The sequence below is a fragment of the Pantoea sp. FN0302 genome (genome assembly GCF_050113775.1).
GTDB lineage: Bacteria > Pseudomonadota > Gammaproteobacteria > Enterobacterales > Enterobacteriaceae > Mixta > Mixta alhagi.
In genome coordinates, this window is sequence record NZ_JBNJSM010000001.1 from 1,111,637 (window position 1) to 1,123,947 (window position 12,311).

General features: G+C 52.5%; 8 protein-coding genes and 1 pseudogene. 5 read left to right on the forward strand and 4 right to left on the reverse strand.

Annotated elements, in window-relative coordinates; all coding sequences use genetic code 11:
• Positions 1 to 24: 24 nt before the first annotated feature.
• Positions 25 to 1,593: an alkyl hydroperoxide reductase subunit F gene (gene ahpF, locus ACQE32_RS05135; RefSeq protein ID WP_426981706.1), complete on the reverse strand. Its 1,569-nt coding sequence runs from the start codon at positions 1,591 to 1,593 to the stop codon at positions 25 to 27.
• Positions 1,594 to 1,658: 65 nt separating this feature from the next.
• Positions 1,659 to 2,222: an alkyl hydroperoxide reductase subunit C gene (ahpC, locus tag ACQE32_RS05140; RefSeq protein WP_085071716.1), complete on the reverse strand. Its 564-nt coding sequence runs from the start codon at positions 2,220 to 2,222 to the stop codon at positions 1,659 to 1,661.
• 527 nt (positions 2,223 to 2,749) lie between these two features.
• Here ahpC and ACQE32_RS05145 point away from each other — a divergent pair.
• Positions 2,750 to 4,351 (forward strand): methyl-accepting chemotaxis protein, encoded by a 1,602-nt coding sequence (locus ACQE32_RS05145; RefSeq protein WP_427021428.1) that lies wholly within the window; start codon positions 2,750 to 2,752, stop codon positions 4,349 to 4,351.
• A 276-nt stretch (positions 4,352 to 4,627) separates the two neighbouring features.
• Positions 4,628 to 5,092: a hypothetical protein gene (locus tag ACQE32_RS05150; RefSeq protein ID WP_426972571.1), complete on the forward strand. Its 465-nt coding sequence runs from the start codon at positions 4,628 to 4,630 to the stop codon at positions 5,090 to 5,092.
• A gap of 151 nt (positions 5,093 to 5,243) precedes the next feature.
• Here the strand turns inward: ACQE32_RS05150 and ACQE32_RS05155 are convergent.
• A pseudogene (locus ACQE32_RS05155) lies at positions 5,244 to 5,558 on the reverse strand (MFS transporter); the annotation flags it as partial.
• Between the two features lie 639 nt (positions 5,559 to 6,197).
• On the opposite strand from ACQE32_RS05155, the gene ACQE32_RS05160 reads away from it, so the two are divergent.
• On the forward strand, positions 6,198 to 8,543 hold the full coding sequence (locus ACQE32_RS05160) for a membrane-bound PQQ-dependent dehydrogenase, glucose/quinate/shikimate family (protein WP_427021429.1): 2,346 nt from the start codon (positions 6,198 to 6,200) through the stop codon (positions 8,541 to 8,543).
• Between the two features lie 58 nt (positions 8,544 to 8,601).
• Here the strand turns inward: ACQE32_RS05160 and ACQE32_RS05165 are convergent, their stop codons facing one another.
• A complete protein-coding gene (locus tag ACQE32_RS05165) occupies positions 8,602 to 9,183 on the reverse strand; it encodes a flavin reductase family protein (RefSeq protein WP_427021430.1) in 582 nt (193 codons plus the stop codon).
• A 112-nt stretch (positions 9,184 to 9,295) separates the two neighbouring features.
• On the opposite strand from ACQE32_RS05165, the gene araJ reads away from it, so the two are divergent.
• On the forward strand, positions 9,296 to 10,474 hold the full coding sequence (gene araJ, locus ACQE32_RS05170; RefSeq protein WP_427021431.1) for an MFS transporter AraJ: 1,179 nt from the start codon (positions 9,296 to 9,298) through the stop codon (positions 10,472 to 10,474).
• A 411-nt stretch (positions 10,475 to 10,885) separates the two neighbouring features.
• Complete coding sequence (narU, locus tag ACQE32_RS05175) at positions 10,886 to 12,268, forward strand: nitrate/nitrite transporter NarU (protein WP_426972576.1); 1,383 nt, start codon at positions 10,886 to 10,888, stop codon at positions 12,266 to 12,268.
• The last annotated feature ends 43 nt before the right edge of the window (positions 12,269 to 12,311 follow it).

The following is a 12,311-nucleotide window of genomic DNA, read 5'->3' on the forward strand; positions in this document are numbered from 1 at the left end:
GCTGCTTTTTTTTGCGGGTGGGCCTTAGCCGACCGGCTGAGTACGGATCAGGTAATCAAACGCGCTCAGTGAGGCTTTTGCGCCTTCGCCGCTGGCGATGATGATCTGCTTGTACGGTACAGTGGTGCAGTCACCGGCAGCAAAGATGCCTTTCACGCTGGTTTCGCATTTTGCGTCGATCATAATTTCGCCCATCTGGTTGCGCTCAATGGTGCCATCCAGCCAGGTGGTGTTCGGCAGCAAACCAATCTGCACGAAAATACCGGCAACGTCCAGCTGATGAACCGTGTCGTTTACGCGGTCTTTGTATTCCAGGCTGGTCAGCTTGCTGCCGTCGCCTTTCACTTCCAGCGTTTGCGCATTAAGAATAATGTCCACGTTCTGCAGGCTGCGTACTTTTTCCTGCAGCACGGCATCCGCTTTCATCGCTGGGGCAAATTCCAGCAGGGTAACGTGTTCAACGATGCCTGCCAGATCGATCGCCGCTTCAACGCCGGAGTTACCGCCGCCAATAACCGCAACGCGTTTGCCTTTGTACAGCGGGCCGTCGCAGTGTGGGCAGTAGGTAACGCCACGGGTGCGGTACTGCTCTTCGCCCGGCACGTTCATGTTACGCCAGCGTGCGCCGGTCGCCACGATAATGCTGCGTGATTTCAGCTCAGCGCCGGAGGCGGTTTTAATGGTATGCAAGCCGCCTTCAACGCTGGCCGGGATCAGCTTGCTGGCGCTCTGGCTGTCGATAACATCGATAGCATATTCGCTTACGTGCGCTTTCAGCGCGCCGGCCAGTTTAGAACCTTCGGTTTTCGGTACGGAGATATAGTTTTCGATATCCACCGTATCCAGCACCTGTCCACCAAAACGTTCGCCCAGCAGAGCAGTACGAATGCCTTTACGCGCTGAGTAAATCGCTGCCGCTGCGCCCGCCGGGCCGCTGCCGACAATCAGCACGTCGTAAGCGTCACGCTTATTCAGCTCTTCCGCCGCGCGTTTATCTGCGTTAACGTCCACTTTGCTGACGATCTCCGCCAGACTCATGCGACCCTGACCAAACTCTTTACCGTTCAGGAACACTGCAGGAACGCCCATCACATTGCGATCCTGGATTTCGCTCTGGAATACGCCGCCGTCGATCGCCGTATGGCTGATGCGCGGATTCAGAATCGCCATCAGGTTCAGCGCCTGTACCACGTCAGGGCAGTTATGGCAGGAAAGCGAGTAATAGGTTTCAAAATGCAGGTCGTCATCCAGCTGGCGGATCTGATCCAGCAGCGCCTGTGTCTCTTTTGACGGATGTCCGCCGGTCTGCAGCAGTGCCAGCACCAGCGAAGTAAATTCGTGACCCAGCGGCGAACCGGCAAAACGCGGGCCGGTAGTGTTGCCTGGGTTAGTAATCAGGAATGAGGGTTTACGCTCCGGCAGGGTGTTGTCTTCACGGAACGTGACTTTTTCAGACAGCTCAGCAATCTCAGTCAGCAACGCTTTGATTTCAGCGGACTTGGCGCTGTCATCCAGCGTCGCGATTAACTCAACAGGCTTGGTTAATTTCTCAAGATAGGCCTTGAGTTGGTTTTTCATCGTGGTGTCGAGCATGAGGGTCTCCAGGCAAAAAATCGGGTGCCGCAGCACCCGATGAAAATATAAAGAGCGAGGCTAACTTAGATTTTGCCAACCAGGTCCAGAGACGGAGCCAGTGTTGCTTCGCCTTCTTTCCATTTTGCAGGGCACACTTCGCCCGGGTGGCTGGCAACGTACTGAGCTGCCTTCACTTTACGCAGCAGGTCAGAGGCGTCACGGCCGATGCCTTCAGCAGTGATTTCTACTGCCTGGATGATACCTTCCGGGTCAACGATGAAGGTACCACGGTCAGCCAGACCCTGATCTTCGCGCATGATGTCGAAGTTACGGGTCAGCGCGCCGGTCGGGTCGCCGATCATCGCGTACTGGATTTTCGCGATGGTTTCAGAGCTGCCGTGCCAGGCTTTGTGCGTGAAGTGGGTATCAGTAGAAACAGAGTAAATGTCTACGCCCATTTTCTGGAATTCTGCGTAGTGGTCAGCCACGTCACCCAGTTCAGTCGGGCAAACGAAGGTGAAGTCAGCCGGGTAAAAGAAGAATACGCTCCATTTACCTTCAACGTCTTTCTCAGTCACTTCGATGAACTCACCGTTTTTGAACGCGCTGTTTTTGAACGGTTTGATTTTGGTGTTAATGATAGACATCAGTTACTCCTTCATATTGGTTAGCGTGAAAGTTACCGAAAAATGTGATTGAGATCTAATGCGTATCCATTATTGAATCAATAAGTAAAACCTAACAACAGCTAAGGCATTACTTATTATGGACAAATTCTGCCCTCAATCCTATGTGCTTCGGTAGCTCAGGCGCTGCAACAGGTTAGCGGCTCTGACAGATAGCCATTACGCTGCGTTTGATTTATACAGGGTTTCCCTGTTTGGGCCAGCAGGGTAACAACACTGCATGACCGGCGTCATCATACGTTGTTCATGACCAGACAATCCAGCCCGATCAAAATGCATAAATAAACCAGGGATCAATGGGCCGTGGTGATCGTCAGATTAACGGATAATCTAACCGGGTTTTGTACTCTCTCGTAACCACCATCTCTTACAGCAACAGATTACAGCATAATCTGCCTTTTCAACTGCCTGATGATTAAGCAATGATACTAATGTTACCGGTAAAGTTGCCGATAAATGTGATGTTTATCACTTTATTTGAGGGAGCTATGTCCTTTTTTAGCCGTATTAAAACATCCACCTTTCTGATTTGCTGTATCGCTCTGTTTGGCCTACTGCAATTCGCTTCCGGCGGACTGTTTCTTAATTCACTCAGCAATGACAAGGAAAATTTCCTTACTGCCACCACGGCCAATGACAAGGTCACTGCGCTGACCAACGCCTGGTATGCGCTGAATGCGGTGCGCTCCGATGCTAACCGTATCGTTATTTGGATCCAGCAGGAAGGCCCAGCCAGCGCAAAAGTGCCGGGGATGATCCAGCATGGACGCCAACAGCTGCAGGAGGCGGAGCGCTGGTATCAGGAATATCAGTCTGGCGCGCCGTTGAAACAGCTTGACCCGCATCTGACTGCTGAACTTAACGCCAGCTATAAAGCTTACTCGACGCTGTTGCAGCAACTCATGGACACGGCGGATACGCACAGCCTGGCCGCAATGTTTGCCATTAATGCCGCGCCGAAACAGCAGGCGATGCTGGAAGATTACGAGCGCTGGCGCAGCGCGGTCAATTATCTGACCAGCCAGGCCGCTGAGGACAGCAGCCAACATTTCCAGCGAATGAAAATGTTGCTGACAGGCGTGATGCTACTGGTATTAGCCTGCGTTGCGCTTAGCTGGCGTGTGCTGCAGCGCGTGCTGTTGCAGCCGCTCACTGCCGCGCTTAACCATATTAATGCGATTGAACATGGCGATCTCACGCAGCCGGTAAAAATAGATCCGCTGGCGCGTACTGAAATGGGGCGACTGCATAATGGCCTGGCGCGTATGCAACAGGCGCTGGTCAATACCGTCAGCAACGTGCGCAGCGGCTCTGAAACCATTCTTACCGGCGTTAGCGAGATTGCCGCAGGCAATGCCGATCTCTCATCGCGTACGGAACAGCAGGCCGCTTCACTGGAACAGACGGCAGCCAGCATGGAACAGATCACCGCTACCGTAAAACAGAATGCGGATAATGCGCTGCAGGCATCCAAACTGGCGTTATCGGCGTCAGAGACCGCTGAGAAAGGCGGAGATATTGTTGATGGGGTAATCAAGACCATTTACGACCTGGAAGAAAGCGCAAAGAAAATCGCTGAGATCACCGGCGTGATCGAAAGCATCGCCTTCCAGACCAATATCCTGGCATTGAATGCTGCAGTAGAGGCGGCACGCGCCGGAGAAAACGGGCGCGGCTTTGCAGTGGTTGCGGGAGAGGTGCGCAATCTGGCCCAGCGCAGCGCGGCAGCGGCCAAAGATATTAAAGGGCTGATTGATGAGTCCTCTTCACGTGTGGAAAAAGGCACAAAGCTGGCGGTTGCCGCTGAAGAGTCGATGGAAGCCATCGTGGTTGGGGTTAAGCAGGTGCACGATATTATGGATGAAATTTCCTCTGCTTCTGAAGAGCAAAGCCGTGGCATCAGCCAGGTAGGCATTGCAGTGGTCGAACTGGATCAGGTCACGCAGCAAAACGCCTCGCTGGTTGAAGAGTCATCTTCGGCGGCCAGCCAGCTGGAAGATCAGGCCCGACATCTGAACCAGATGGTAGCGACCTTTCGTCTTGCCACAGGCGTGACGTTGTCACAAGCAGCCGCAAAAAAACGGTTGTAAAGGTTGCATATTCTGTGCCTGCGCGTCCGAAACAGAATTCCACGACAGAGGGATGGGAAGCGTTCTGACATTAAAAAAATAATTAATTTAAGCCGGCCTTTCATGGCCGGTTTTATTTAATTAATCCACTAATAAAAACATGCCAATTATATACATTCGAAATAAATCCGCGCGCCGTTTTAACGGCCAGTGTCGCTAATTTATATAAACCCCATTGACGACAGATATTTATTGATTATTATTTTCCCCGCCCCGAAACAAAAAAGGAGTTTGTCGGTGAAAAAAATAAATATTGCTTTTATGCTGGCTGTGCTGGCATTTATACCCTTGTCCAGCCAGGTGATTGCGCAGGATAAAATAGCCTCTCAGAATGCATCATTTTCCCGTCCGGAAGTTGCTGAAAAAGTGATGGCCTGGCAGGGCGAAGAGGGCGTTCAGGTCTGGATATTGCGCTACGGTCCGCGCCAGGATAATAAAGCACTGGTACAGATCACAAATATCGATCATCCCTGGAGTCAACGCATTCAGATAATGGATGTGCAAAAGAGTGATAAAAAGATCAGCTATTCACTTACGGTTAATGGTAATCGTTTTGTGGTGTTAAATGTCTTTGGCAGGGATTCAGGCGAACTTTATTTGCCCGATGAGAAGCAGCCTTACCGCATTAACTACAGCGAATCACTTTCATCCTATGGCAATGCACAGCATTTCCTGACCGATTACCTTAACCAGAAAAAATAATATCCCGGTGCGATAAAACAGAAACAGAGCAGGTATTCTTCCCATTCATGGTGGAACGAGTGCCTGCTTTTTCTGTGCTGACGCGCGGGTCTGTGCGGCGCGGTTAATTAAGAGGTGGTTACCCGGCTAACGGGCACTGGCTCCCGCCCAGTCATAACCAGCTTTTTTCTGGTTGCAGCAGCGACATTTCCAGCATACTGGCGAAAACAATCAGCGCGGTAGCGGTAAAGATCGCGTTATAACCCTGATATTGCGCCAGCCCACCGCTTAGCATGGGCGAAATGATCGATGCCAGGTTTGCTATTGCCAGCGTAATGCCGCTATAAGCGCCCACGCTGGCGTGCGGCGTAACGTCAATCACCACTGACCAGTAGACATTATTGACCAACGCATTCAGCGTATTGCCCAGCGTCATCATCAAAATAACTGTACTGGCGGAGGGCATCCACGGGATCGCCAGAAAACAGCTGCCAATCAGCAGCAGCAAATAACTAATTCGCCCACCAGCGCCATTCCCATCTCGCCTGCCCTGGCGATGGTAATTTCCAGTATCGACCAGAGGCCCCCCGCCACGATCCAGATCTTTTTAGTGCAGAAGCGGTCAGCCAAAAAGGGGCGCAGTCAGGGCGCAGATTACTCGCCAGCGCCAAACAGCCGGGGCGTACCAGGGAGGATGTGTAAAATCATAGAGGTTGTTCATTGTAAGAAGAGGGATGGTGCCATTCGCAGGGATGCGCACACTATTGCGGCAATTGATTAATTGCCTGCATCTCTCGCTTTCCCGCAGCCGTTTTATCAGGCAAAAAAACCTTCCTTATCAGAGAGCCCGCCCGCTGAAAGCCAACTTTTTTAGCATTACGTGGCAATTCTTTTCTATGCTTTACAGCCTGTCTTATTATTTTCGCTAATTTATTAATTTCAATGTATGGCTGGAAGCGGCAGGCGCAAGCGAGATCGATCTTTCACCGGGAAAATCATCAAATGCTCTTAACAGATAAGATTTTGTGGGATTTTAATGCCTGTGCTTCAAAGTTAAAATTGTGTTGATTTGATGTAATGTTTTTTGGTTTTACTTTCAATTTTTGTAAATTGTTATGAGGGAAACATGGTTAACAAAATTACCGGGATAGTTATCGCCCTGATCGGCATAGCTATGCTTTATATGGGCGGCAGGCTGTTACTGCTTGGGGGAAGCCCATTTTACGCAGTCATGGCCATCGGGCTATTGATTATCGCCATTACCCTGGCGATGAATAAGAAAATCGCCTTAACCGCCTGTGCCGTTTTATTGTGGATTACGTTGTTCTGGATTATTTATGAGGTGGGCTTCGATAAATGGCAGTGGATCCCGCGTGGCGATGTCCTCGGCCTGATCGGTGTCTGGCTGGCGATGCCGTGGGTGGTACGTCCGCTGACCGGACGTAAGTTTCATCCGTTCCTGGGGTCTACGCTGATTATTATTATCGCGGTGGTAATTGGCCTGATGTTCTACGATCCGCTGCCGCAGGAAGGTAAAATTACCAATGCCCGCCAGCCCAGCAGTGCCGCCGTCGCACACGATGACTGGGTCGCTTACGGTGGCACTAACAACGGCCTGCGCTTTTCAGCTCTGAACCAGATTAATAAGCAAAACGTGAATAATCTGGAGGTTGCCTGGACTTATCACACCGGCGATCTGCGTCAAAGCGATGATGCCAGCGAATATACCTTTGAAGCGACGCCGCTCAAGGCAAATAACACGCTCTATTTCTGTACGCCGCATAATGAAATCCATGCGCTGGTGCCGGAAACCGGCAAGCTGAAATGGAAATATGTGCCGCAAAAGAATCGCTCTTATCTGCAGCAGCACCAGACCTGCCGTGGCGTTAGCTACTATGAAGCCAGCGCCGCTCAGCCGCAGGGTAATGCGCCGGCAATCTGCCGCAAGCGTATCTTTAATGCTACCACCGATGCCAAACTGGTGGCGCTGGATGCGGATACCGGCAAGCGATGCGCCGATTTCGGCCAGGACGGCATTGTGGATCTGCGCGCCAATATGGGCGAAATCCGTCCGCATGCGCTGATGCAGACCGCCGCACCGCTGGTAGCGGGCAATCTGGTGATTGTTGGCGGCTCAGTCATGGATAACGGTTTTGATAAGGGCAACCCATCTGGCGTGATTCGTGCCTATGATGTGCAGAGTGGTCGCCTGGTATGGAATTTCGATCCTGCCAACCCAACGCAAACCCAGCCGATTGCCGCTAACCAAAACTATCCTTACGATACGCCGATCGCCTGGGGTACTCTGAGCGCCGATCTGCATAACGGCCTGGTTTATGTGCCGTTTGGCAATGCCTCGCCGGATGAGCTGGGTATCGAGCGCGATGCCAACAGCAATACCGAGAAGTTCCGCGATGCGCTGGTGGCGCTGGATCTGCAGACCGGCACCTTTAAATGGCGTTTCCAGAGCTCTAACCACGACCTGTGGGATCGCGATAACCCGTCGCAGCCGTCACTGCTTGATATCGATTATCAGGGTAGCAAACAGCCGGTGGTGATCCTGCCGACCAAAACCGGCAACCTTTTTGTTCTTAATCGTCTGACCGGCGAGCCGGTTTATCCCGTCAGGCAGGTACCGGTTTCGACCGATGGCGTTGCCGGTGAGAAATTTGCCGCGACCCAGCCGGTTTCCAGCCTGAACTTCCTGCCGGAGCCGCTGACTGAAAAATCGATGTGGGGCATTACGCCGTTCGATCAGATGGCCTGCCGTATCGATTTTAAATCGCTGCGCTATGACGGTAATCCCTGGACGCCTTCTACCGAGCAGGGTTCTATCATATTCCCGGGTAATATCGGCGTGTTTAACTGGGGGTCCGTGGCGGTTGATCCAGAGCGACAGATCCTGATCGCTTCGCCGGTGCGCCTGGCTTATAAATATACGCTGATCAAGCGTACGCCGGAAACGGCTACGAAACGTATGTTCACTCAGGATGGACAGCCTTACTGGAATGAGAACTTCCACGGCGACTATGCCATTCATATTCAGCAGCTGGCTTCCGATCTGGGCATTCCTTGTATCGCCCCGCCGTGGGGACGTATGGTTGGCGTGGATCTGAAAACCGGTAAAACCGAATGGCTGCGCCGCGTGGGCACCACGAAAAACCTCAACACCAGCTTCCTGCCGGGGCGTTTCCCGATCGGTTTCCCGATGGGAATGGTGGCGCATGGCGGTCCGCTGGTGACGGCAGGCGATGTGGTATTCCACGGCGCGACGGCGGATAACTTCTTCCGCGCCTATGATATCAATACTGGCGAACTGCTGTGGCAGACCGAGCTGAGCGCTGGCGCGCAGGCTACGCCGTCGACCTGGCAGGGCAGCGATGGCAAACAGTATGTGGTGATCGCCGCAGGCGGCCACGGTTCGCTGGGTACCAAAGCCGGAGACAGCGTAGTGGCGTTCCGCCTGAAATAACTAACGCGAAGCAAAAGTAAAAAGCGCCTGCAAGGGCGCTTTTTTTATGGCTGAAAGATCAGAGCGGCTTTGCCTGTATCAGCGGCCCGCTGGTAACAAAGCTTCCGGCGCCTAAATGATGCAGCGTATGATGCTCAGGATGTTCGGCTGAGAACTGCCAGCGGCCCTGGTTAAAAATACGCGTATCGGCGGCGGCAGCGACCACTTCTCCAAATAAGGTATCGTACTGCTGCTGCGCCTGGGTTTCCGGCAGCAGTCGGCATTCCAGCCAGGCGGCACAGCCCTGTTCGATCACCGGCAGGCCGAGCTCGGGTCCACGCTTAGCCTCAATATTGTAGTGTTCAAACTTATTCTTATCGCGTCCGGAAACGCTGCCAACCGCCCAGGTTAAATCAGCAATGGCAGCGGTAGGTACGCAGATAGCAAATGCCTGGTTCTGCTCAATGATTTCTCGCGACCAGGTGCCTTTATCCACCACAATAGCAATACGCGCCGGGACAAACTCAACCGGCGTTGACCAGGCCGCGGCCATAACATTACGTCTGCCGGAGGCAGCATCGAAGCTGGTGATCAGAACGGTAGGGCCGTGATTAAGCAGACGGCTGGCATGGTTAAGCGCTACGAGCTGAAAATATGACATCCTTTACCTTAAGATTTTTTATTAGCAGGTTTATTAATAACATCACGAGAATAGTGAATGCTCTGTTAACTCCATTCGTGACACCATAAAAAAAAGCTCGAGGGTTAGCAGTATGAACAAAGTGATTATTTCCCTGGCGCTGGGAACATTCGGACTCGGCATGGCCGAATTCGGAATTATGGGCATACTGACCGAACTGGCTCGTGATATAGACATCCCGGTATCTTCCGCAGGTCATATGATCTCATTTTATGCGCTCGGCGTGGTTATCGGCGCGCCGGTGATTGCCGTTATCTCCCATAAGTTCTCGTTGAAAACGATTCTGCTATTTTTGGCGGCGCTGTGCATTACTGGCAACGCTATCTTCACCTTTTCCTCTTCCTATACCATGCTGATTATTGCTCGCCTGATTTCCGGCTTTCCGCACGGCGCATTCTTTGGCGTCGGCGCGATTATCCTGACCCGGGTAATAAGGCCGGGTAAAGTGACCGCAGCGGTAGCAGGCATGGTATCCGGAATGACGCTGGCGAACCTGATTGGCATTCCGCTGGGCACATTGCTGAGCCATGAATTTAGCTGGCGATCAACTTTCCTGCTGATCTCTGTTTTTAATATCGCGGTAATCACTTCTATTGTTTTTTGGATACCTGATATTTCTGATAACGCGCCAACCAAACTCAGCGAACAGTTCCACTTCCTGAAATCAGCCGCGCCGTGGCTGGTTTTTCTGGCTACCCTGTGCAGCAACGCCGGGGTATTTGCCTGGTTCAGCTACATTAAGCCGGTGATGATCTACGTCTCTGGCTTTCCCGATCAGGTGATGCCGCTGATTATGATGCTGGCAGGGCTGGGCATGGTACTGGGCAATATAGTAAGCGGGAGGTTATCCAGCCGATTTTCGCCGCTGCGCATTGCAGCGATAACTAACTTCACGATTGCCGTCGCGTTAACGTTAACTCTGTTTTTCGCTTATCAGAATATCGCCTCGCTCAGCCTGGCGTTTATTATCTGCGCCGGACTGTTTGCGCTCTCTGCGCCGTTGCAAATTCTTCTGCTACAAAATGCCAAAGGCGGTGAGATGCTGGGCGCGGCGGGCGGGCAAATCGCGTTTAACCTTGGTAGCGCCCTGGGCGCCTTCTGCGGCGGAGCCATGCTTACCGCCCATTTTCCCTATAACTATGTGGCTCTGCCCGCCGCGCTGCTGTCGTTATCGGCCATGCTGTCGCTGCTTCTCTACCGGCGTTTAAAATCCCGCCCGGTATTTTGTTCTGGAGCGAAAGTTACAGGCTAAAAATGTGACATTGTTCAAGTAAACAACAGCGGCAGGGCCACGCTAAGTTGTTAGTCAGTTCCCTGTCAATCCACAATTATATGCAGTGCGTTCGTGGGAAATAAGCCATTGCTACCCCCTATAAAATCCCTTCATTTTTCAAGGAAATGGTCAGCGCGGTAAACCGGCCCGCTGCGTACCATTCCTTTTTCCTTATGCCCAAAGCGGGGCGATTAATTCTTTAGAGGTAGACAAGAGTCTCATTTTTAGTTTCTTGTTTTAACTACGTAAATTTTCCCTTCATGCCTGATTATTACCCTAATCATAATTACTGATTGATTATTGATCACTCTAAATAACCCGACTACGCTTACGGGGATTTGTCGCTTTGCTTCAGTCCGCCTTCATTGATTCTTACCATGGAACGTGAATATGGCCACACATGAGAAATCGACGCATGCCGCGCTGCGCGGCTGGGATGCCGAAAATCCGCGCTACTGGGAGAAAACCGGCAAAAAAATCGCGCAACGTAATTTATGGACATCTGTTTTTGCTTTGCTGTTAGCCTTCTGCGTCTGGATGCTGTTCAGCGCCGTAGCGGTAAACCTTAATAAAGTTGGCTTTCATTTCACGACCGATCAGCTGTTTCTGCTTACCGCGCTGCCTTCACTTTCCGGAGCGATTCTGCGCGTACCTTACTCCTTTGCAGTGCCGCTGTTTGGTGGTCGGCAGTGGACGGTGATCAGCACCGCCATTCTGATTATTCCCTGCGCCTGGCTGGGTTTCGCCATACAAAATCCTGACACCTCTTACGGCGTATTTATTGTAATCTCGCTGCTGTGCGGCTTTGCCGGGGCGAATTTCGCCTCCAGCATGGGCAATATCAGTTTTTTCTTTCCCCGGGCACGTCAGGGCAGCGCGCTGGGCATTAACGGCGGGCTGGGCAATTTGGGCGTCAGCGTGATGCAGCTGCTGACGCCTGTGGTGATCTCGCTACCGATTTTTACCTTTCTGGGCGTTCATGGCGTAGAGCAGCCGGACGGCAGCCGTTTGTGGCTGGCTAATGCCGCGTGGCTGTGGGTGCCGCTGCTGATGATCGCGGTACTGGCCGCCTGGTTCTGTATGGATACGCTGGCAGGCACGCAGGCGTCGCTACGCGAGCAGCTTACGGTACTGAAGCGCGGCCATATGTGGCTGCTGAGCCTGCTCTATCTGGCAACCTTTGGCTCTTTTATCGGCTTTTCAGCGGGTTTTGGCATGCTGGCAAAAACGCAGTTTCCCGATGTCGATATCCTGAAACTGGCCTTTTTTGGGCCATTTTTAGGCGCGCTGGCGCGTTCGGCTGGGGGCATTATCTCCGATAAGCTCGGCGGCATTCGCGTCACGCTGGTGAACTTTATGCTGATGGCTCTGTTTACGCTGCTGCTGTTTTCGACGCTGCCAGGACACGGCACCGGCAGTTTTACTGCCTTTTACGCCGTGTTTATGGGTCTGTTTCTCACCGCTGGCCTGGGCAGCGGCTCAACCTTTCAGATGATCGCCGTGATTTTCCGCACCCTGACGCGCAAACGCGTGCTGGCGGCTGGCGGCACTGAAGCGCAGGCGCAACATGTGGCGGTGACCGAGACCGCCGCCGCGCTGGGTTTTATCTCCGCCATCGGCGCTATCGGCGGTTTCTTTATTCCAAAAGCCTTCGGCACATCGCTGGCGATGACCGGCTCGCCGGTCGGAGCGATGAAAGTTTTCCTGGTCTTCTACGTTGTCTGCACATTGGTGACCTGGCTGGTTTACGGGCGCCGCTTTACTAAAGACTAAGCACGGCATCTTCTTCGATCTGTTTTTCAGGTTATGTAATTTG